At 56.8% G+C, this 20,362-nt stretch carries 22 protein-coding genes, 1 pseudogene and 2 riboswitches; of the genes and pseudogenes, 21 read left to right on the top strand and 2 right to left on the bottom strand.

The features are described 5' to 3' along the window. Positions 1-119 precede the first annotated feature (119 nt). The 8 genes and pseudogenes from dapF to metK all read left to right on the top strand — a co-directional run bounded on the left by dapF (position 120) and on the right by metK (position 6,001). Positions 120-959: a diaminopimelate epimerase gene (dapF, locus tag HMPREF9334_RS07635; protein ID WP_006692898.1), complete on the top strand. Its 840-nt coding sequence runs from the start codon at positions 120-122 to the stop codon at positions 957-959. Continuing rightward, a complete protein-coding gene (locus tag HMPREF9334_RS07630; protein WP_006692897.1) occupies positions 956-1,837 on the top strand; it encodes a YicC/YloC family endoribonuclease in 882 nt (293 codons plus the stop codon). The genes dapF and HMPREF9334_RS07630 overlap by 4 nt, the downstream gene beginning before the upstream one ends. Before the next feature lie 3 nt (positions 1,838-1,840). Continuing rightward, positions 1,841-2,089, top strand: coding sequence for a DUF370 domain-containing protein (locus HMPREF9334_RS07625; protein ID WP_006692896.1), 249 nt, complete (start codon positions 1,841-1,843; stop codon positions 2,087-2,089). Beyond that, entirely contained in the window at positions 2,086-2,679 is a 594-nt protein-coding gene (gene gmk / locus HMPREF9334_RS07620; RefSeq protein WP_006692895.1) for a guanylate kinase, read from the top strand. The genes HMPREF9334_RS07625 and gmk overlap by 4 nt, the downstream gene beginning before the upstream one ends. Positions 2,680-2,696: 17 nt before the next feature. Beyond that, positions 2,697-2,927 (top strand): DNA-directed RNA polymerase subunit omega, encoded by a 231-nt coding sequence (gene rpoZ, locus HMPREF9334_RS07615; protein ID WP_006692894.1) that lies wholly within the window; start codon positions 2,697-2,699, stop codon positions 2,925-2,927. Between the two features lies 1 nt (position 2,928). After that, positions 2,929-4,218 (top strand): bifunctional phosphopantothenoylcysteine decarboxylase/phosphopantothenate--cysteine ligase CoaBC, encoded by a 1,290-nt coding sequence (gene coaBC / locus HMPREF9334_RS07610; RefSeq protein ID WP_006692893.1) that lies wholly within the window; start codon positions 2,929-2,931, stop codon positions 4,216-4,218. 39 nt (positions 4,219-4,257) lie between these two features. Further along, positions 4,258-4,383, top strand: a pseudogene (locus HMPREF9334_RS12615) (secretion protein HlyD). A gap of 69 nt (positions 4,384-4,452) precedes the next feature. Continuing rightward, positions 4,453-4,562: riboswitch (SAM riboswitch) on the top strand. Positions 4,563-4,816: 254 nt separating this feature from the next. After that, complete coding sequence (metK, locus tag HMPREF9334_RS07605) at positions 4,817-6,001, top strand: methionine adenosyltransferase (RefSeq protein ID WP_006692892.1); 1,185 nt, start codon at positions 4,817-4,819, stop codon at positions 5,999-6,001. Positions 6,002-6,078: 77 nt separating this feature from the next. On the opposite strand, the gene HMPREF9334_RS07600 is transcribed toward metK, so the two are convergent. Together HMPREF9334_RS07600 and HMPREF9334_RS07595 are read right to left on the bottom strand one after the other, a co-directional pair. Further along, entirely contained in the window at positions 6,079-7,215 is a 1,137-nt protein-coding gene (locus tag HMPREF9334_RS07600) for an acyltransferase (protein ID WP_006692891.1), read from the bottom strand. Then, complete coding sequence (locus tag HMPREF9334_RS07595) at positions 7,202-7,918, bottom strand: SIMPL domain-containing protein (protein ID WP_006692890.1); 717 nt, start codon at positions 7,916-7,918, stop codon at positions 7,202-7,204. The genes HMPREF9334_RS07600 and HMPREF9334_RS07595 overlap by 14 nt, the downstream gene beginning before the upstream one ends. 187 nt (positions 7,919-8,105) lie before the next feature. Here HMPREF9334_RS07595 and HMPREF9334_RS07590 point away from each other — a divergent pair, with 187 nt between their 5' ends. The 13 genes from HMPREF9334_RS07590 (at position 8,106) to HMPREF9334_RS07525 (ending at position 20,342) form a co-directional block, all read left to right on the top strand. Then, positions 8,106-9,284, top strand: a complete 1,179-nt coding sequence (locus HMPREF9334_RS07590; protein ID WP_006692889.1) for a glycosyltransferase — start codon at positions 8,106-8,108, stop codon at positions 9,282-9,284. A 51-nt stretch (positions 9,285-9,335) separates the two neighbouring features. Further along, positions 9,336-10,379 carry a CgeB family protein gene (locus HMPREF9334_RS12885; protein ID WP_006692888.1) on the top strand — a complete coding sequence of 348 codons (1,044 nt, stop codon included), beginning with the start codon at positions 9,336-9,338 and terminating at the stop codon, positions 10,377-10,379. A 106-nt stretch (positions 10,380-10,485) separates the two neighbouring features. After that, positions 10,486-12,435 carry a molecular chaperone HtpG gene (htpG, locus tag HMPREF9334_RS07575; protein WP_006692887.1) on the top strand — a complete coding sequence of 650 codons (1,950 nt, stop codon included), beginning with the start codon at positions 10,486-10,488 and terminating at the stop codon, positions 12,433-12,435. A 9-nt stretch (positions 12,436-12,444) separates the two neighbouring features. After that, positions 12,445-13,116 carry a TerC family protein gene (locus tag HMPREF9334_RS07570; protein ID WP_006692886.1) on the top strand — a complete coding sequence of 224 codons (672 nt, stop codon included), beginning with the start codon at positions 12,445-12,447 and terminating at the stop codon, positions 13,114-13,116. Between the two features lies 1 nt (position 13,117). After that, a complete protein-coding gene (dhaM, locus tag HMPREF9334_RS07565; RefSeq protein WP_006692885.1) occupies positions 13,118-13,504 on the top strand; it encodes a dihydroxyacetone kinase phosphoryl donor subunit DhaM in 387 nt (128 codons plus the stop codon). Positions 13,505-13,541: 37 nt separating this feature from the next. Then, a riboswitch (FMN riboswitch) is annotated at positions 13,542-13,682 on the top strand. Positions 13,683-13,992: 310 nt separating this feature from the next. After that, complete coding sequence (ribD, locus tag HMPREF9334_RS07560; RefSeq protein ID WP_006692884.1) at positions 13,993-15,096, top strand: bifunctional diaminohydroxyphosphoribosylaminopyrimidine deaminase/5-amino-6-(5-phosphoribosylamino)uracil reductase RibD; 1,104 nt, start codon at positions 13,993-13,995, stop codon at positions 15,094-15,096. 9 nt (positions 15,097-15,105) lie between these two features. Beyond that, positions 15,106-15,741, top strand: coding sequence for a riboflavin synthase (locus HMPREF9334_RS07555; RefSeq protein ID WP_006692883.1), 636 nt, complete (start codon positions 15,106-15,108; stop codon positions 15,739-15,741). 70 nt (positions 15,742-15,811) lie between these two features. After that, entirely contained in the window at positions 15,812-17,026 is a 1,215-nt protein-coding gene (locus HMPREF9334_RS07550; protein WP_006692882.1) for a bifunctional 3,4-dihydroxy-2-butanone-4-phosphate synthase/GTP cyclohydrolase II, read from the top strand. Between the two features lie 17 nt (positions 17,027-17,043). Then, the gene (locus HMPREF9334_RS07545) at positions 17,044-17,661 is read left to right on the top strand and encodes a DJ-1/PfpI family protein (RefSeq protein ID WP_006692881.1); all 618 of its coding nucleotides are present in this window, start codon (positions 17,044-17,046) and stop codon (positions 17,659-17,661) included. Positions 17,662-17,673: 12 nt separating this feature from the next. Continuing rightward, positions 17,674-18,138 carry a 6,7-dimethyl-8-ribityllumazine synthase gene (gene ribH / locus HMPREF9334_RS07540; RefSeq protein WP_006692880.1) on the top strand — a complete coding sequence of 155 codons (465 nt, stop codon included), beginning with the start codon at positions 17,674-17,676 and terminating at the stop codon, positions 18,136-18,138. A 4-nt stretch (positions 18,139-18,142) separates the two neighbouring features. Then, a complete protein-coding gene (gene yfcE / locus HMPREF9334_RS07535; protein ID WP_006692879.1) occupies positions 18,143-18,706 on the top strand; it encodes a phosphodiesterase in 564 nt (187 codons plus the stop codon). 8 nt (positions 18,707-18,714) lie between these two features. Continuing rightward, a complete protein-coding gene (gene hslO / locus HMPREF9334_RS07530) occupies positions 18,715-19,620 on the top strand; it encodes an Hsp33 family molecular chaperone HslO (RefSeq protein ID WP_006692878.1) in 906 nt (301 codons plus the stop codon). Beyond that, on the top strand, positions 19,617-20,342 hold the full coding sequence (locus HMPREF9334_RS07525) for a M48 family metallopeptidase (protein WP_039957420.1): 726 nt from the start codon (positions 19,617-19,619) through the stop codon (positions 20,340-20,342). Before hslO ends, HMPREF9334_RS07525 begins: the two co-directional genes overlap by 4 nt. Positions 20,343-20,362 lie beyond the last annotated feature (20 nt).

The following is a 20,362-nucleotide window of genomic DNA, read 5'->3' as shown; positions in this document are numbered from 1 at the left end:
GCTATCACTTCTTTCTAGTTCATAAAAATTATACACGCCGACAGCATAATAGGCAAGCGTTGCGCCTTGCACATGGGGACGTTTCATAGTACAATACGTGCAGCAAGGCGGTGTGATAGATGAAGTTTACAAAATGGCAGGGCTGCGGCAACGATTTCGTGGTCGTGGATTTTCTGGATAAAGAGCCGATTGACTTTGCGGCACTCGCGGTGAAGATGTGTGATCGGCATTTCGGCATCGGTGCAGACGGTCTGATGGTGGTCTGCCCCTCGGAGACGGCGGATGTGCGGATGCGTGAGTTCAATCCCGACGGATCGGAGCCGGAGATGTGCGGGAACGGCATTCGCTGTTTCGCGCGGTATCTCTATGACTACGGGCGTATGAAAACGCAGCAGTTCACAATCGAGACGTTGGCGGGGACGATGGTGCCGCGCGTGATCACGCAGAATGGTACAGTGACGGCGGTCGAGGTGGATATGGGCGTGCCTGTGCTCGAAGGAGATAAAATCCCCGTAGCGGGCTTTGGTGCGGAGCGTGTTATTGCACAGCCGCTCATGGTGGACGGTACGGAGTACAAGATGACGTGCGTCTCGATGGGCAATCCCCATTGTGTGATCTTTGTGGACGATGCAGAGCATTTTCCACTCGCGGAACTTGGCGCACAGTTCGAAAATCATCCCGCATTTCCGTGCAAGATCAATACGGAGTTCGTCGAGGTAAAGAGCCGCACGCATGCGCGTATGCGTGTCTGGGAGCGCGGCGCGGGCATTACGCTCGCCTGCGGCACGGGGACGTGTGCGACGCTGACGGCGGGCGTGCTGAACGATGTGCTTGACCGTACGGCGGATATCGAAGTCGATGGCGGTGTGATTCATGTGGAGTGGCGTGCAGATGGGCATATCCTTATGACAGGTCCCGCAGAGCCTGTATTCACGGGCGTATGGCAGGGCACATTATGAGTACACTGCGCAGGAGCATGACGGGCTATGGCGCGGGCACAGCGGAGACAACGGAGTTTTGCGTTACGGTTGAGATCAAGGCGGTCAATCAGCGGTTTCTTGAGATTTCGCCGCATATGCCGCGTGCGTTCGGTGCGTGGGAGAATGACCTGCGCGATCTCATCCGCACGCGTGTCGCCCGCGGTAAGCTCGATGTCTATGTGAACTTCGAGGACCGCAGTGAAAAGCAGTACGATGTCCATGTCAACGAGGGTCTGGCGCGTGCGTACTATGCGGCCCTCGGAAAGGTCGCCCGCGCGGTGGATGCGCCGCTGAATGACGGCGTGCGGATGACTGCAGAGTATGATGGCGTGATCTCCGTGCGTGAGCAGGCGGATATCACGGGAGCGCGTGCAGTCTTTTTGAACGCCGTCGAGCAGGCTCTTGCGGCACTTGATGCGATGCGGCTTGCCGAGGGGGCGCATCTCGCACGCGACTTTGAGAAGCGTCTCGCACGGCTTGAGCAGCAGCGTGCACAGGTGAAGGAGATTGCACCGCAGATCGTGGCGGATTACCGTGCGCATCTTGCAGAGGTGCTTGCGGAGTTTAAAGAGGTCATGCCCGATGAGACGCGCCTTGTGCAGGAAGCGGCACTGTATGCCGACCGCGTGAACATCACGGAGGAGCTCGTACGGCTTGCGAGCCATTTCGCCCAATTCCGCGCGATTCTCATCGAGGAGGAGCCCGTTGGGCGACGGCTCGACTTCCTCCTGCAGGAGATCAATCGTGAGACGAATACGATCGGGTCGAAGGCGAACAATGCCGCCGCACAGCAGATTGTTGTCGCGATGAAGAACGAGGTCGAGAAGCTGCGCGAGCAGGTACAGAATTTGGAGTGACGCATGGAGACGGTCAATATCGGATTCGGTGACATCGTCCTCGCGGGACGCATGGTCGCTATCGTTGCGCCGAACTCCATGTCGGTGAAACGTATGGTGCAGGATGCGCGGGACGCGGGGCGGCTCATCGATGCAACGTACAAGCGGCGGACGCGTGCCGTCATCGTATTAGACAGCGGGCACATCGTGCTCTCGGCACTTCAGCCGGAGACGATTGCGGGGCGCATGACGACGAAGGAGGCGGCAGAGTGAAAAAAGGGCTTCTCATTGTGATCTCGGGTGCATCCGGCACGGGCAAGGGGACGGTCTGCAAAGAACTGCTCACACGTGAGACAGGCATTGCTTACTCCGTCTCCGCGACTTCGCGCACACCGCGTGCGGGGGAGCAGGACGGACGCGAGTATTATTTCCGCACGCGCGAGGAGTTTGAGCAGATGATCGCCGCAGGGGCGTTTCTTGAGTACGCGGATGTGTACGGCAACTACTACGGTACGCCGCTTGCCCCAATTGAGGAACGGCGCGCTGCGGGCGAGGACATCCTGCTTGAGATCGACACGCAGGGCGCACTGAACGTGATGGAACGCTGCCCCGACGGGACGTTCATCTTTCTCCTGCCGCCCTCACTTGAAGAATTGCAGCGTCGCATTACGGGGCGCGGGACGGAGACGGAGGAGAGCATTGCGCGTCGCCTTGCGGCGGCACGCGATGAGATTCGGCTCGGAAAGCGTTATCGCTACGCCGTGCTCAACGATACGGTGGAGGCTGCGACGGATCGGATTCAGACGATCCTCGCAGCGGAGCGCCTGCGTGCAGATATGGATCCGGCGCAGTTTGAACTTTGAAAGATAGAGGTACAACAATGAAGACAAATGTGGAAATCGGCATGGTCAACCCCTCGACGGACGAGCTGCTGACGAAGGTGGACAGCCGCTACGGTGTGGTCGTCCTTGCGGCGAAGCGTGCACGCCAGCTGCTCGAGGGCGATCCCGTGAAGTCCGAGCGTGCGCGTTCGACGAAGAACGTGACAAATGCGTTTGAGGAGATCGCCGAGGGCAAGATCAGCTATGACCTCTGCACAGAGAGCGTCTGACGTGGGGGCTCTTGCGGGGCGGTGCATTGTCCTCGGTGTGACGGGCGGCATCGCCGCATACAAGGCGGTGGAAATTGCGAGCCGCCTGAAAAAGGCGGGGGCGGATGTGCGCGTCATCATGACGCGGGCGGCGACCTCCTTTGTCACGCCGCTCACGTTCCGCGAAATCACAGGACAACCCGTTGCGGAAACAATGTGGGGCGAGCCGCATCATCACGTCGAGCACATTGCACTTGCGGAGTTCGCGGAGCTTGTGCTTGTCGCGCCCGCAACGGCGAATTTTATCGCAAAGGCGGCGGCGGGTATGGCGGACGATATGCTGACGACCTGTGTTCTCGCGACGCGTGCGCCACTCCTCATCGCACCCGCAATGAATACTGGGATGTGGGAGAATCCCATCACGCAGGAGAACGTCGCTCGTCTCCAGGAGCGCGGTGTGACCATCATTCCACCTGCAGTGGGACAGCTTGCCTGTGGCACAACGGGGGCGGGACGTCTGCCCGAGCCGGCGGAGATTGTTGCCATCGTGGAACGACATTTTTCTCATGAGCAGAGTCTTGCGGGGCGACGTATCCTTGTGACGGCGGCGGGGACGGAGGAGGCACTCGACCCCGTGCGCTTCCTCGGCAACCGCTCGACAGGGCGCATGGGCTTTGCAGTCGCCGCCGAGGCGGCGCGGCGCGGCGCGGAGGTGATCCTTGTCGCAGGGCCGACCCCGCTCGCAACACCTGCGGGCGTGCAGCGTGTGAATGTGCGGAGTGCGCGTGATATGCACGCGGCGGTACGCGCGGAATATGACGCTGTGGATGCAGTCATCAAGGCGGCGGCGGTCGCAGACTACCGCCCCGCAGAGACGGCAGAGCATAAGATCAAGAAGTCGGACGGCGAGCTGACGCTGACGCTCGTGCGCAATCCCGATATCCTCTATGAACTCGGGCAAAGGAAACGTCATCAGATTCTCGTCGGCTTTGCGGCGGAGACGCAGAATGTCGCGGAATATGCACGCGGGAAACTCGCAAAGAAGAACCTCGACTTTATCGTTGCGAACAACGTTGCGGAGAAGGATGCGGGCTTCGGTGTAGCGACGAATCATGTGCAGATCTTCTATGCGGACGGACGTGCTGAGGATCATCCGCTCATGCCGAAGGCAGAGCTTGCGGGCGTGATTCTCGATCGGCTTGAGGACGTGTTGAAGAGTTCCCTAAAGCCTGCCCCGCTTGCGGGGAAGGGGGACCATGCGCAGCATGGTGAAAGGGGCGAATCACGAAACTCGTGCGACGAAATATCTTAAGGAATCGCTGATAAAATGAAGTCCGTCAGATTGGCGTAGATTTTTCGTCCGAACAAGGAGGCAAACCGGACGCATAGCTAAAGCTATGTGGAGGATTTGCCGACACAGTGCGGGCAAAAAAGATGCGTCAAGATGGCGGTGCTGAATTTATCAGTGCTTCCTTAAGAATCTGTGAAAATAGTCCTTGACAACGCGGCGCTCATTCGTTACAATGCGAAACATAGAAGAGAATATACCTCATCCAGAGCAGTGGAGGGAATGGCCCGATGAAGCTGCGGCAACCATGGCGACTTTGCCAACGGTGCCAATTCCTTTAGGTAAAGGAATCGCTGATAAAATGAAGTCCGTCAGATTGGCGTAGATTTTTCTGTCCGATTGAGGAGGCAAACTGGACGCATAGCCAAAGCTATGCGGAGGATTTGCCGACAAAAAGCGGGCAAAAAAAATACGCTAAGATGGCGCGGCTGAATTTATCAGTGCTTCCTAAAGTGCCTATGAGATGAGAGCGGCAGTCACAGCCTCCCTTATCTTGCAGGGAGGTTTTTCTTATGGAAATGAGGTTTTCTACAAATCTTTTACGAACTAAGGGAGGTTCCAAATGAAGAAAATGCTCTTTACGTCCGAGTCCGTCACCGAGGGGCATCCGGACAAACTTGCCGACCAGATCTCGGACAGTATCCTTGATGCCATCCTCGCACAGGATCCACAGGGGCGCGTTGCGTGTGAGACACTCGTCACGACGGGACAGGCGCACGTCGTCGGTGAGATCTCAACCAGTTGCTATGTCGACATCCCGAAGATCATCCGTCAGACAGTGCGTGAGATCGGCTATACAAACGCCAGCTACGGCTTCGATGCGGACACCTGCGGCATCCTTGTCTCGCTCGACGAGCAGTCGCCGGATATCGCGCAGGGCGTCAATCAGGCAATCGAGTCGCGCGAAGGGAAGATGGACGCAGCAGAGGCGATTGGTGCGGGCGACCAGGGCATGATGTTCGGCTATGCGACGAACGAAACGCCCGAGTATATGCCGCTCACGACCGTACTCGCGCATAAGCTTGCACGCCGCCTGACGGACGTACGCAAGAACGGCACGCTCGCGTATCTGCGTCCCGACGGAAAGACCCAGGTCACGGTAGCGTACGAGGACGGCAAGCCCGTCTACGTCGACACCATTGTCATCTCGACGCAGCACGACGAGGCGGTTGACCTTGCGACGATCCGCAAGGACATGATCGAAAAGGTCATCAAGGAGATCGTCCCCGCAGAGCTCCTGCGTGCGGAGACGAAATACTTCGTCAATCCAACAGGCAAGTTCGTCATCGGCGGCCCGCACGGCGACTCGGGGCTCACGGGGCGCAAGATCATCGTCGATACCTACGGCGGTTGGGCACGCCACGGCGGCGGCGCGTTCTCGGGCAAGGATCCCACGAAGGTTGACCGCAGTGCGGCGTATGCGGCGCGCTATGTTGCGAAGAACATCGTCGCAGCGGGACTTGCGGATCGCGTTGAGATCCAGCTTGCGTATGCGATCGGTGTCGCACATCCCGTCTCCATCATGGTCGACACGTTCGGCACGGGAAAGATCGACGAGGAGAAGATCGTCGATCTTGTACAGAAGACGTTTGATCTGCGTCCTGCGGGCATTATCAAGATGCTCGACCTGCGTCGTCCCATCTACCGCCAGACGGCGGCGTATGGGCACTTCGGCCGCACGGATGTCGATCTTCCGTGGGAGAAGACAGATAAGGCGGAGCTGCTGAAGAAGGAAGCCGGTCTGTAAATTACATAGATACATAAAGATAAAGGCTGTTACACGAGGTTTTTCAACTTCGTATAACAGCCTTTTGTGCGATCAATCTACTTTTTCGGCTTCAGCCCGATCGTCAGCTCATTCAAAATCGGCACGCTCTTGCCAATTCTCCGCATGAGGATTGCCCCTGCGAGCGTTAGCAGCAGCGTCGCCGCATACATCGCGAGCGCAAGCGGCGCAGTGAGTACGTGCCCGCTTCCATGAATCGCCATGAGCAGATAGGTGATTGCAATCGGATGTCCAAGATAGATAAAATATGAGTGCTTTCCGAGCAGTTGAAATGCGTGCCCAAGAACATTCTTTGTCCCCAGCCGCGTAAAGAATGCAAAGAGTGCGAGCGTTGCGCCGACCGTGTAGAAAATGCCGAGCGGCGAGAGCTGATGCGCAGTGTAGATCCCCTCAAGCGGTGTATATCCATCCACAAGCAGCAGCTTGTAGTACCACGCGAGGAGTGCGGCGAGGCTGAGGATACCGAACGCGTAGAGCCGCGCTGTATTGCGCTCCATCCATGCACGGAACGCATCGAAATGGAGCGCGACATACCCACCGAGCAGGAAGATAAAGACGTAGTGTATGACCCAGTAGTTCAGCCGATAGAAGAGCAGTGCACGCAGCAGCGTCCCCTCGGGCAGCCCGTAGACATAGAGATTAAACGCTGTATCAAAACTCGACCAATAGTCGAATGCAATCTGCAGGACGAGAATCCCCGCAAGCAGCGGCAGGGTCATACGCGCGAGCAGGACGCGCCAGAGCGGCATCAGCAGGTAGAACCAGATCAGGATCACCATGAAATAGAGTTGGTACTTTGCATTGCCGAAGAAGAGAATCCCCGGCAGTGCCGTCAGTGGTGGGAAACCAACCCCATATACGTATGCGTCATGGAGGAGATAGAAAAGCGACCATACGAGGTAGGGGATCATGACCGCGCGTCCGCGCCGGACGAGGAAATCGCGGTAGGAGAACGGCGCGGATGGCGACTGCCCGTAAAAGAGACCGAACGCCGAGATAAAGAAAAAAATCGGTACGGCAAAGCGCGTACCGATGTCAAAAAGCGCCACAAGATGAATGTTGGGCGATGGATTCGCGAGATACTCCGCGCCGATGTGAATGCCGATCACGCCCATCATGGAGATGCCACGGATTGCCTCGACAGCGGAGACCCGCCCCCGCTTATTCGATGACATAGGCGATGTTCACCGAGGCCTCAAACGAAAGCTCACCTGCCGAGATCGGCGTTGCGGCATCGTACGCCTCCTTTGCCATCATCATCGGCATGAAGTTGCGCGGTGTGTGTGACTGTGCATCCGAATAGATGTTCAGAATGCGGACAATGCGTACGCCGAGCGCGCGTGCTACGGCATCCGCCTTGCTGCGTGCGTCACGCGCGGCATCGGCAAGCGCGGCATTCTTTGCGGCACTCGGGTCGCTCGCAGAGAATTCGAGGGAGTCTACGCGATTCGCGCCGTTTGCGAGCGCAGTGTCGATCACCTTGCCCACATTCGCAAGATTACGCACCTTGACGACAACTGCATTCGTCACAGTGTAGCCAGTCGTGACGCTGCGCCCGTTGTCCTTTACATCGTAGATCGGCGAAAAATCATAGCGCGTCGTCTGAATATCGCGCTCTGCGATGCCGAGCGCCTTTAGAGCAGACTGCACCCGCGCCGCCTGTGCGGCATTGTCCGCGTGCGCCTTTGCCGCGTCCCTTGCCTCCGTTACAACGCCAAGCGTGACCTCCGCCATATCGGGCGCGATCTGAGCCGAGCCGACCCCGTTCACCGTCAGCGTCGGCACAGCTTCCTCCGCGGATGCCGTGCCCGTCGGAATCACAAGCGCGAGCGCAAGTACAGCCGCGCATACGAGTGTGCCAAGTGAAAAATGCTTCATGGAACCCCTCCGTTCTTTAGAGCAGAATGCCTAAAACTGTGTCCATTATAGCATAGAGTGTGCGAAAATAGATTATGCGGAGGTAAAAGATTTTGATGTGGAAACGTGTGGAGATGTTTGCGAAAGACATTAGGATTTGTTACAATAAATCTTAATTGAATGGAAATGAATCGGATGGGAGCGTCATATGCGGATACTGCTCGCGAATTTTTCAAAAATGGTCGGAGATACGGGCGGAGCGGCGAAGGTGAATGTCGCGTTTGCGAACGAGATGGTGCGGCGCGGGCATACGGTGACGACAGTCTATACAGACGACCGCGAGGGGGCTTTTTTCTATCCGTTGGACGAACGCGTGACGGCGTACAATCTCCAGCATTTTCGCGGGACGCACTGCACGTTCCCAACTGCTCTCAAGATCAAGCGTGAGGTGCTGCGTGCATTCGGACAGCGATATGGACGCAGCGTTAACGATGATTTTTTTTCGAAATATATCCAAAAAAATATGGCGACGGTACTAGATGAGATACAGCCCAATGTCATTATCTGTTTTCAAACGAGCTCGGCAAAGATGCTCCTCTGTGACCTTCGGATCGAAACGCCCGTCATTATCATGTCGCACGGCGATCCCGTCGATCTGTTTCAGACCCATCCGAAGGAGGAGCTGCCCGCACTCGAATGCTGTGCCGTGCTCCAAGTCCTCCTGCCGGGGTATGCGGAGCGATTGAAAAACTATATCCCTCATGTGCGAATCATTTCAATTGGCAACGTTGTTCCGCAGTATGCGCAGCAGGCGGATTTAGCGCGTGAAAAAGAGACGTACAAAATTGTCTTTGTCGGGCGGATGGTGCGCAATCACAAACGCCCGCATCTCTTGATTGAGGCATTTAGTAAGATTGCGGCAGAGTTCCCCGACTGGATGCTCGAACTTTGGGGAGCAGAGGATAGCAAAAGCTATCAGAAGGAAATGCTGCGGATGATCGCGGCGGCAGGTCTGGAAGATCGTATTTCGTTTTGCGGGACGACGACGGAAATCCCGCGCGTGTTACAGGGCGCTGATCTCTGTGTTGCGCCGAGTGCCTATGAGGGGTTCAGCCTCGCGCATACGGAGGCGATGAGTATGGGGCTGCCGATGGTTGGTTATAAGAACTGCGTTTCAATCGCCGAACTGATTGATGATGGTGTGAATGGGTTGCTTGCAGTTGATGGAACAGAGGCTCTTGCAGAGAAAATGGCAATCCTTATGCGTGACCGTAATTTGCGCACGAAGATGGGGAATGCGGCACGGGAATCCATGCGTGTCTACGCCCCCGAGATCATCTGGGAACAATGGGAAAATTTGATGCGTGAGGTTGTTGCCCCCACATGATTCCTCTAAAATCTAAAATTAGTCAAGACATTAGGGGTGGAGTATATCTGAATGAATATCATATGTGGAACTCTGACAAAAATGAATGTATCCTTGCATATTACAGATACGTTGGAGGGAATGGGGCATAGCGTGCGATTCTTTCCAACTGAGCAGTATCGGGAAATATGTTCCTATTCCGATAAGAAACTGGATAAACTTGGATTTCATCAAGGGCGGGAGCGTTACCTTACTCATTGGAGGGAAAATTTTTTCAACACGATCGAGGAGTTTCAGCCGGATGTGATTTTATTCCTCAACGCTCCGAACGCCGTTTTGCACCCCGAGAATATAAAGAAAATCAAACACTTGTTTACCCCCCCGTTTCCGAAAATTCTGTGTTGGCTCGTTGACAGTATCATCACGCGCGAAGGGGAGGAATCCCTGTTTCCGTATTATGATCATGTCTATGTTTTTGAAAAACGGGATATTCCATTTTTGCAGGAACATTGTCATATCACTGCCGAATACTGTCCTGTTGGTTACAATGCTGCGTATGCGAGACTGGAGAGAGGGCAAGACAAAGATGTTGATATCTCCTTTATGGGAGCTCCGTTTCGGAATCGTCTGCATATCTTAGAGGAAGTGGCTGCCCATGCAGTGAGCAATGGATGGCGCATGGCAATTTATGGTCCGTTTTATGAGGATCAATATTTTTGGAAGAAGCCGCTCTTTCAGAGAAAATATCCATACATCACAAAATATCTTACAAATGGCATGGTGCTGCCGGAGGCGGCTGCGGAGCTCTATGTGCGCTCAAAAATCTGCCTGAACATTCATCTCCCCGCACACAAAGGTGTCAATCCGCGCACGTTCGAGATCATGGCGACAGGTAGTTTTCAGCTCATTGACGAACGCGAGGACTATGCAGGGCTCGTGCCTGAGCGGGATATGGTGATTTTTCGCTCGACGGAGGAACTGATCGAAAAGATTTCATATTACCTCGCGCACGAAGACGAGCGTGAGCGCATTGCCGCACACGGTCACGCTGCCGTTCTCGGTCGGTACAGTATGGAGGCGTCTTTGAATCGGATACTCAATTGTTGCAGCGAATAACTTACCTTTGACTTTTTGTCATTTTTGGTGTACTATATTCACAGTTTGGAATTGCATACTTTAGCGAACTATGCAAAATAATCGAATACAAGGGGAGAACGATACTATGGCAAAGGAAACGTTTGAGTTTCAAGCGGAGACAAAGCAACTGCTCGATCTGATGATCCACTCGATCTACACGAACCGCGAGATTTTCCTGCGCGAGCTGATTTCCAACGCATCGGATGCAATGGACAAGCTGCATTTCGAGAGCCTGACGAACCGCGATATGCTTGAGGGCAATGAGAACTACGAGATTTTCCTCGTGCCCGATAAGGAGAGCAAGACGCTGACGATCTCGGACAGCGGCATCGGCATGTCGCGTGCGGAGGTCGTGGAGAACATCGGCACGATTGCAAAGTCGGGCACGAAGGCGTTCATGGAGCAGCTCGCAAAGGCGAAGGAGGAAAGCGGCGGCACGCCCGACAAGGAGTTGATCGGGCAGTTCGGCGTGGGCTTCTACTCGGCGTTCATGGCCGCGGAGCGTGTGACGATTGTGACGCGCCGTGCGGGTGAGCAGCAGGCGACGCGCTGGGAGTCGGCGGGCGACGGCAGCTATACGATCGAGGACGCGGAGAAGGAGACGCGCGGCACGACGGTCACGATCCACCTCGCGAAGGAATTCACGGAGGGTGAGACGGACTACACGGATACGTTCACATTGGAAAGCCTCGTAAAGAAATACTCCGACTATGTTCGCTATCCGATTCGCATGAACGTCACGACGGAGGAGATGCCGCGTGACGATGAGGGCAAGGTCATCGAGGGCGCGGAGAAGATCAAGAAGACGGAGCTCCGCACGCTGAACTCGATGCAGCCGCTCTGGACGCGTGCAAAGTCCGAGATCAAGCCGGAGGAGTACAACGATTTCTTCCGTGACCAGTTCCACGAGTGGGAAGCACCGATGGAGGTGTTCCACACGAAGGCGGAGGGGACGGTCGAGTACACGGCACTCCTTGAGATTCCCGCGCGTGCGCCGTTCAACCTCTATCAGGCAGACTATGAGCCGGGCATTCAGCTCTACTCGCGCCATGTGTTCATCATGGACAAGTGCAAGGATCTCCTGCCGGACTATCTGCGTTTCGTCAAGGGGCTCGTGGACTCTCCCGACCTCTCGCTCAACATCTCGCGTGAACTCCTGCAGCAGAGCCGCGAGCTCAAGACCATCGGACGTGCGCTTGAGAAAAATGTGCTCAAGGCACTCGGCAAGAAGCTTGAGAAAAACCGTGAGGACTACGAGAAGTTCTGGAACGAATACGGGCGCATGCTGAAGATCGGCATCTACAACAGCATGTATGCGGGGCGCGACACGGTGGACAAGCTGAAGGATCTCCTGCTCTTCCACAGCTCGAAGGAGGGGGCGCTTGTCTCTCTCAAGGAGTATGTTGCGCGTATGCCCGAGAGCCAGAAGAGCATCTACTACGCGACGGCGAAGGATCAGGCGACGATTGAACAGCTGCCGCAGATGGAGCAGCTGCGCGAGCGTGGGCTCGAGGTACTGTTCCTGCTCGACCCCGTGGATGAGTTCGCGATTGAGACGGTGCATGAGTACGAGGGGAAGAATTTCCACTCGATCAGCCGCGGCGACCTCGACCTCGGCGATGCGGAGAGCGAGGCGGCGAAGAAGGAGACCGAGGATATCGCGAAGGCGAACGACGATCTCATCAAGGATGTGAAGGAAGCCATCGGGGATAAGATCGCCGAGGTCAAGATCTCACGGCGTCTGCGCTCGAGCGCGGTCTGTCTGGTCGCGGATGAGGCAGGGCCGTCGCTGTCGATGGAGCAGACCTTTGCCGAGATGAACAATCCGATGTTCAAGGCACGGCGCATTCTCGAGATCAACCCGCATCACGACCTCTTTGCGAAGCTGAAAGAGGTGCACGCGGCGGGCAAGGACAGCGAGGAGTTCAAGGACTACTGCGACTTGCTCTATACGCAGGCGCTGCTGATTGAGGGCATCCTGCCGGAGAATCCCGTTGTCTTTGCGCAGAAGCTCGCAAAGATGATGGCAAAATAAGGAGAAGCTGTGGAAGTCGAACTCTTTTCATCGCAGTTCTTTGTGGCGCTCTTTTCGATCATCGTGCTCGATCTTGTGCTCGCGGGGGATAATGCCGTCGTCATTGCAATGGCATCCAACCGTCTGCCTGCGCACCTTCGAAAGCGTGCGATTTACGTCGGTACGGCGGGTGCAATTATCATCCGTCTGATCATGACGTATTTCGCCGTGCAGCTGCTCTCTGTGCCCTATTTGCAGGCACTCGGAGGACTGGTGCTGCTGCCGATTGCGGTGAAGCTGATGAAGCCGTCGGGCGGCGAGGAACATATTGAGGCGGCAGAGACGTTTGCAGGAGCGGTCAAGACGATCATCATCGCTGATGCAGCAATGGGGATCGACAATGTGATTGCGATTGCGGGCGCATCGCACGGTGATTTTTTGCTCGTCGTTCTGGGGCTTCTCATCAGCATCCCCATCGTTGTGGGCGGAAGTCAGCTGATTGGCACGCTGATGGACAAATATCCTGTGCTTGTGGTGCTCGGCACGGCAATTCTCGGATGGACGGGCGGCACGATGATTGTACATGACCGCACGATTGGTGTCATGCTCCTGGAGACGGCACCACAGGCGGCTTATCTCCTGCCCGCAGCACTCGCGGGGGCGGTGTGCGGCATCGGCGGCTATTTGCAGCGGAGAAAATAATATGGTCGGACTTGTGATTGTAACGCACAGTGCTGCGCTCGCCCACGGTGTTGCGGAGACCTGCCGTATGATGGCAAAGGACGCACGCATTGCGATTGCGGGCGGGATGGAGGACGGCGGTTTCGGGACGAGCTATGCGCGGATCGTTGCGGCGATCGATGCGGTATATGGCGCGGATGGTGTTGTCATTCTCATGGACACGGGCAGCTCCATCCTTACGGTCGAGACGATCCTTGAGGAGATGCCGGAGCGTCGTCTGCGCATGGCGGACTGTCCCGTTGTCGAGGGAAGTGTTGTGGCGGCAATTGCTGCGGTCTGCGGAAGCAGCCTCGACGAGGTTGTCCGACGTGCGGAGGAGACGCGCGGCGCGGTCAAGATTGACGATTGACAGCGCGAATCCATAGTGTTACAATAGCATACGAACGATGCTCTTTGAGGCGGGGTGCAAATCCCCACCGGCGGTACAGCCCGCAAGCCATTCGTGAGAGTGGCACGATTCGGTGAAACTCCGAAGCCGACAGTGAAGAAGGTAGCTGCCTTCGCAGTCTGGATGAGAAAAGGCGCGTCTATGAAAGGAAACACTGATATGATGTTATCAGTGCGTTCTTGGGACGATTTATGTGCCGCCGGAGGAGAATTCTTCCGGCGGCTTTTTGTTTTATCTGAGGTATTCTGTGCTCCCTCGCGAACGCCTCGTTACACAATCGGTCGCGCCCTTGTACGCTTAAATACCTGCGGACTTCTTAAACGCGCTTCGCTTGAACGCAAGAAATCCGCAGGGGCGTACCGTGCGCTTTTCCCGATTGTTTCACTAGGGTTCACTCAGTGAGCACAAGATAACCTTCTCAAGACTGTAAAGAACAGAACGGGATTGCTATGAACGACATTGACGAATCCTATATGCGCGAGGCTCTGCGGATCGCGGAGCATGCGCGCGGGCGAACTGCACCGAATCCGCTCGTCGGCGCGGTCATCGTTCGGGATGGTACGATCATCGCGAGCGGGTGGCATCGCGCGGCAGGTGAGCCGCACGCGGAGATTCACGCGCTGCGGATGGCGGGAGAACTCGCGCGAGGTGCGACCCTCTATGTGACGCTCGAGCCGTGCGCCCATCACGGGCGTACGGGTCCCTGCGCCGAGGCGGTGATTGCGGCGGGCATTGCGCGTGTCGTCATTGCCCTGTGCGATCCGAATCCGCTCGTTGCGGGGCGGGGGCTTGCCCTTCTCAAGGAGGCGGGCATCGAGGTTGTAACGGGTGTGTGCGAGGCAGAGGCACGGCGGCAGAACGAGGTGTTCCTCAAGTGGGTGACACAGAAACGCCCCTTTGTCACGCTCAAGACGGCGATGACCATCGACGGCAAGATTGCAAGCCATACGGGTGCGTCACAGTGGATCACAGGGGAGGCGGCACGGAGGCGCGTGCACGAGTACCGCAACGCGTATGATGCGATTTTGGTCGGCATTGGTACGGTGCTTGCGGATGATCCGAGCCTCACAACGCGCCTGCCGGATCGTACGGGACACAATCCTCTGCGCATTGTACTCGACAGTGAGGCGCGCACGCCTCTCGATGCAAAACTTGTGACGGACTGCGCAGCACCGACCTTGATTGTCGTGAGTGAGCGTGCCGACCAGCGGCGCGTCAGGCTTCTTCATGCGTGCGGTGTGGAAACGCTGACTCTTGGTGCGGAGCGCGTGGACATCGCCGCTCTGCTCGACTATCTCGGTGCGCGTGAGATCACATCGCTTTTTGTCGAGGGCGGTGGAACGGTCAACTGGTCGTTCCTTGCAGGTGACTATGTGGACAAGGTGCACGCCTTTATCGCCCCCATGCTGATGGGGGGCACGGCAGCAAAAACACCTGTGGGCGGCACGGGCTTTGACAGTCCGCAGACGGCACTGCACCTGCATGATGTGACCGTCGAACAGCTGGGCGCGGACTTTCTTGTCACGGGCTATCTGTGTGCGGATGCAGAGTGAGGGGACGGCATGTTTACAGGAATTATCGAGGAGGTCGGCACCTTTGGTGGACTTTTGGGCGGCAATATCATGATTGGGGCAAAGCTCGTCCAATCGGATGCGCACATCGGTGACAGCATTGCCGTCAACGGGATCTGCCTTACGGTGACACAGTTCGATGCGCACGGATTTCGTGCGGCGGTCATGCCCGAGACCGTGCGTCGCACGTCACTCGCGGGGCTCATGCACGGTGCGCCGCTCAATCTCGAGCGTGCGCTGCTTCCGACAACGCGTCTCGGCGGACACTTTGTCAGCGGGCACATCGACGGTGTGGGCGAGATCACGGAGATGCGCGAGGAGGGCAATGCGATTCTGATGACGGTTGCGGCAGATGCTGCAATTCTGCGCGGGATTGTTGAGAAGGGCTCGGTTGCGCTTGACGGTATCAGCCTCACAGTTGCGCGGGTGGGGGCGGTGGATTTTACCGTCAGCCTGATTCCGCACACGCGCACGGTGACGAATCTCGGTGCAAAGCGCATCGGCAGCCCGCTGAACATCGAGACGGATATTCTCGGGAAATACGCGCTGAAACTGCTCGGCGGCGAAAATGTTGTTGCACGGGGCGCAGGGCTTACACGGGATTTCCTTTTACAGCATGGATTTTAGAGGAGTTCGCTTAGGGACATTGCACCGCAGGCATTTGCGGGAATACAGTCAAATTCTTAGGAGAGATAGTATGTCAGATTTTGCAACGATTGAACAGGCAATCGAGGATATTAAGAACGGCAAGATGCTCGTTGTCGTGGACGATGAGGATCGCGAAAACGAGGGCGATATTATCGTCGCTGCCGAGACGCTCACACCCGAGCATATGAATTTCATGGCGACGCACGCACGCGGACTCATTTGTACGCCGATCGCGGGCAGCCGTCTCGATGAACTCGAGATCGGTCAGATGGTGGAGAACAATACGGACAATCACGAGACAGCCTTCACGGTCAGCGTCGACGCCTACGACACGACGACGGGCATCTCCGCGTTTGAGCGATGCCATACGGTGAAGATGCTAATTGACCCTCAGGCAAAGCCCGTGCATTTCCGCCGCCCGGGGCACATCTTCCCCCTGCGGACGGTCGAGGGCGGTGTGCTGCGCCGCGCAGGACATACGGAGGCGACGGTGGATCTCGCGCGTCTTGCGGGGCTGTATCCTGCGGGGATGTGCTGTGAGATCATGGCGGACGACGGGCACATGATGCGTACCCCCGAGCTCAAGAAGTTTGCCAAAAAGCACGGGCTCAACATCATTACCATCGCCGATCTCATCGAGTACCGCAAGCACACAGAGACGTTTGTCCATCGCATTTCGGACGTGGATTTCCCAAGCAAATATGGGCATTTCCGTCTGCTTGCGTATGAGAACACGCTCAACAGCCGCTGTGATCTCGCCGTTGTCAAGGGTGATGTGCGCGGCAAGGAGAACGTGCTCGTGCGCGTGCACTCGGAGTGTCTGACGGGCGATGCGCTCGGCTCGATGCGCTGTGACTGCGGCGACCAGCTCGCGGCGGCGATGCGGCAGATCGAGGCGGAGGGCGAGGGCGTCGTCCTCTATGTGCGGCAGGAGGGGCGCGGCATCGGTCTCGCGAACAAGATGCGCGCGTACGCACTGCAGGATCAGGGGCGCGACACCGTCGAGGCGAACGTTGAGCTCGGCTTTGCACCGGATCTGCGTGACTACGGGCTCGGTGCGCAGATTCTCGCCGACCTCGGACTCTCGACCATTCGCCTGATGACAAACAACCCCGCGAAGCGTGCGGGACTTGAGGGCTACGGGCTGAAGATTGTCGAGCGCGTGCCGATCGTCATGAGCACACATGACTTTGACCGCAAGTATATGACGGTGAAGAAGGAAAAGATGGGACATATCCTCAGTGATGAGGAATTGGGGAAATGAGTGAGAGGGTGCGAGGGATGAAGACGGTTTTACTGGCACTTCTTGAACAGTATGCGGATTGGGAAGCGGCGTATGTATCGACGGGGATTCATATGCTTGGGCAGGGAAAAATCGTGGTCAAGACAGTTTCCCTCTCGGAAGATCCTGTAACCTCCATCGGCGGCATTCATGCGACGGCGGATTATACGGTGGATTCTGTACCGAAGGATTACGATGCTCTGCTTCTCATCGGTGGGCTGTGTTGGCGTGAAGAACGTGCACAGCAGATAATCCCGCTGGTCGAGCACTGTGTGAACAGCGGCAAAGTGCTTGGCGGTATTTGTGATGCGGCGGCATTTTTAGCATCCATCGGTGTACTCAACTCGGTTAAGCATACCGGCAACCGCTTGTCTGCACTGCAAGAGTGGAAGGGGACAAAATACAAGGGCGCAGAGAACTATCAGGCGAGGCAGGCGGTTTTCGATCAGAACATCATTACGGCAAATGGTTCTGCACCTTTGGAATTTGCCGGAGCAGTTCTGACCGCGCTTCATGTCGCTGAGGAAACTATGATTGAGGATTGGTATGTCCTGCATAAGCTGGGATATTATAATACATCGGCGCACAATCGTTTTGTGAAGATGATGGAGGAGTAAGGAGCGAATAATATGGCGAACATCATTGAGGGCTATATCAGCGGAAAAAATCTCAAATTCGGCATTGTTGCCGCACGGTTCAACGAATTTATTGTCAGCAAGCTGGTCGGCGGCGCACTCGATACGCTCCACCGCCACGAGACGGCAGACAGCGATATTGACGTGGCATGGGTGCCGGGCGCATTCGAGATCCCCATTGCGGCGAAGAAGATGGCGGAGAGTGGCAAATACGATGCGGTACTCTGCCTCGGGGCGGTCATTCGTGGCTCGACGACACACTACGATTACGTCTGCAGCGAGGTGTCGAAGGGGGTCGCACAGGTTGGCCTCCAGACGGGTGTTCCGACGATCTTTGGCGTGGTGACGACGGAGAACATCGAGCAGGCGATTGAGCGTGCGGGTACGAAGGCGGGCAACAAGGGCGCGGATGCCGCGATGGCAGCGATGGAGATGGCAAGTCTCCTCGGAAAGCTGTGAGCAGATGAAGATCGGCATACTCAGCGATACGCACGGGCATGAGGGCGCGTGGGTACGCGCGTGTGAAAAATTCTTCACGGGCGCGGATCTGATTCTCCATGCGGGCGATGTCGCCTACCACGGACCGCGGAATCCGATGAAGGAGGACTACAATCCGATGGGGCTGATCGAGCGCATCAATGGCTCGGAAATTCCCGTCATCATCGCCAAGGGAAACTGCGACTCCGACGTGGATGCGAGCTGTCTCGAACTGCCCGTCATGTCCCCCTACGCCTACGTCGTGTGGGAGGGACGGCGCATCATCGTCACGCACGGCGATGCCGTCATGACCGATGCGGAAAAGGACGCAATGGCAAAGCATCTGCGGGCAGACCTCTTTATCAGCGGCCACGTCCATATCAACGTGCTCGAAAAACGCGGCAATACCGTGTTCCTCAACCCCGGCTCTGCTGCGCTCTCGAAGCGCCCCGACGGACGCAACACCGTCGCAGTTCTTGAGAATGGTACGATACGGATTTTTGACATAGATACGGGCGATGTTCTGCATGAGCTCGCGCTCGATTGGTAAGGATACATATGGATCAACTGATTAAGGCGACGGCGGCAAATGGAGAGGTGCGTGCGTTTGCGGCGGTGACAACGGATGTGGTCGCCGAGGCGATGCGGCGGCACGACTGCTATCCCGTCGCGGCGGCGGCACTCGGGCGCACGATGACGGGCGCACTGCTCCTCGCTGCGAATCTCAAGAACAAGGAATCTGTTACGATCAAATTCAAGGGAGATGGACCACTTGGCACGGTGACGGCAGATGCGACGGCGGAGGGCTCTGTGCGCGGCTATGTTGATCATCCGCACGTCAATATACCGCTGAACTCCCACGGCAAGATCGACGTGGGCGGCGGCATTGGTGCGGGGATTCTCTCAGTTACGCGCTTCACGGGTCTGAAAGAGCCTGTGACAGGCAGTGTCGACATCACGAACGGAGAGATTGCGGAGGATCTCATCAACTACCTCTACACCTCCGAGCAGACACCGTCCTCCATTGGGCTCGGCGTTCTCGTTAGCCCTGATCTGAAATGTCTCGGCGCGGGCGGCTTCTTCATCCAGCCACTGCCGGGCGCGTCGGATGAGACGATTGACCGTCTTGAGGAGAACCTGAAGGGGATTTCCTCTGTCTCGCACATGGCTCTGGAGGGGCTGGACGCTGCGGGCATCGCCGAAAAAATCCTCGGCGGCTTCGACGATGTGAAGATCCTTTCGACCACCGACCTTGCGTTTCGCTGCAACTGCTCGAAGAACTACATCACCGATCGACTGCTGACGCTCGGTGAGGAAGATCTGCGTGCGCTGCGCGACGATGGAACGGCAGAGGTGAAATGTCACTTCTGCAACGAGGCATATACCTTTGACCGTGAGGATCTGAGCGTCATCTACAACGTCGCACAGAAGATGCGTGATATGCGTGCGCATGGGCAGCTGTGAGGAAGCATGTGCGCGCTGTGCGGGAGCAGCGTACCGTATTGGATGGGATTCCTGCGCAGATTTGCTATAAGAATATCAAGAACCTCTACCTTCGCGTTCGTGATGGATACATCGAGCTAAGCGTGCCGCAGCGGACGGCGCAGAGGGATCTGGAGAATTTTGTCCGCCGCAGACGTGCCTGGATTGACGAGCGTCTGCGGCTTTTGCGCGCGCGTGCAGAACGACCTGTGTGCACATATGCAGCGGGCGAGCGGATACGGCTCTGGGGGCAGGAATATCCGATTGTATGTGTGCCGCTTACACGTGGAAAGGCCTATGCTGAGTATGCTAATGGGACGATTGTACTTCATGCTGCGCAGACGGCAGATGTCAATGTGCGCCGTGCGGCAATCGGGGCACTCTACCGTGCGGAACTCGTGGCGGCCATCGAGCGCGAAGCCCCCTCTTGTGAGACCGTTGTCGGCAAATACGCCGCTCTCTGGCGTATCCGCGCGATGAAGACGCGCTGGGGCAGCTGCAACGTCCGCACGGCAGCAATCACGTTGAACCTTCAGCTCGCGCAGTATGACGTGCGTGCTCTCCGCTACGTCATCACGCATGAGCTCACGCACCTCTGGGTACGCGGGCATGATGGCCGATTCTATGCACGCATGGATCGGTATTTCCCCAACTGGCAGAACGTGCGGCGAGAACTGAATGCGTGGGCGCAAGCAGACCTTTGACGACAAAAAAGAACGCTCCG

This window comes from Centipeda infelix ATCC 43532 (assembly GCF_000234095.1).
GTDB classification, from domain to species: domain Bacteria; phylum Bacillota; class Negativicutes; order Selenomonadales; family Selenomonadaceae; genus Centipeda; species Centipeda infelix.
This window is presented reverse-complemented; position numbering and strand designations above follow the sequence as displayed.

Excerpts from the sequence above, each read along its gene's own strand:
- dapF (WP_006692898.1), top strand. The coding sequence starts at position 120 with ATGAAGTTTACAAAATGGCAGGGCTGCGGCAACGATTTCGTGGTCGTG.
- HMPREF9334_RS07630 (WP_006692897.1), top strand. The coding sequence starts at position 956 with ATGAGTACACTGCGCAGGAGCATGACGGGCTATGGCGCGGGCACAGCG.
- HMPREF9334_RS07625 (WP_006692896.1), top strand. The coding sequence starts at position 1,841 with ATGGAGACGGTCAATATCGGATTCGGTGACATCGTCCTCGCGGGACGC.
- rpoZ (WP_006692894.1), top strand. The coding sequence starts at position 2,697 with ATGAAGACAAATGTGGAAATCGGCATGGTCAACCCCTCGACGGACGAG.
- metK (WP_006692892.1), top strand. The coding sequence starts at position 4,817 with ATGAAGAAAATGCTCTTTACGTCCGAGTCCGTCACCGAGGGGCATCCG.
- HMPREF9334_RS07600 (WP_006692891.1), bottom strand. The coding sequence starts at position 7,215 with ATGTCATCGAATAAGCGGGGGCGGGTCTCCGCTGTCGAGGCAATCCGT.
- HMPREF9334_RS07595 (WP_006692890.1), bottom strand. The coding sequence starts at position 7,918 with ATGAAGCATTTTTCACTTGGCACACTCGTATGCGCGGCTGTACTTGCG.
- HMPREF9334_RS07590 (WP_006692889.1), top strand. The coding sequence starts at position 8,106 with ATGCGGATACTGCTCGCGAATTTTTCAAAAATGGTCGGAGATACGGGC.
- HMPREF9334_RS12885 (WP_006692888.1), top strand. The coding sequence starts at position 9,336 with ATGAATATCATATGTGGAACTCTGACAAAAATGAATGTATCCTTGCAT.
- htpG (WP_006692887.1), top strand. The coding sequence starts at position 10,486 with ATGGCAAAGGAAACGTTTGAGTTTCAAGCGGAGACAAAGCAACTGCTC.
- dhaM (WP_006692885.1), top strand. The coding sequence starts at position 13,118 with ATGGTCGGACTTGTGATTGTAACGCACAGTGCTGCGCTCGCCCACGGT.
- ribD (WP_006692884.1), top strand. The coding sequence starts at position 13,993 with ATGAACGACATTGACGAATCCTATATGCGCGAGGCTCTGCGGATCGCG.
- HMPREF9334_RS07555 (WP_006692883.1), top strand. The coding sequence starts at position 15,106 with ATGTTTACAGGAATTATCGAGGAGGTCGGCACCTTTGGTGGACTTTTG.
- HMPREF9334_RS07550 (WP_006692882.1), top strand. The coding sequence starts at position 15,812 with ATGTCAGATTTTGCAACGATTGAACAGGCAATCGAGGATATTAAGAAC.
- HMPREF9334_RS07545 (WP_006692881.1), top strand. The coding sequence starts at position 17,044 with ATGAAGACGGTTTTACTGGCACTTCTTGAACAGTATGCGGATTGGGAA.
- ribH (WP_006692880.1), top strand. The coding sequence starts at position 17,674 with ATGGCGAACATCATTGAGGGCTATATCAGCGGAAAAAATCTCAAATTC.
- yfcE (WP_006692879.1), top strand. The coding sequence starts at position 18,143 with ATGAAGATCGGCATACTCAGCGATACGCACGGGCATGAGGGCGCGTGG.
- hslO (WP_006692878.1), top strand. The coding sequence starts at position 18,715 with ATGGATCAACTGATTAAGGCGACGGCGGCAAATGGAGAGGTGCGTGCG.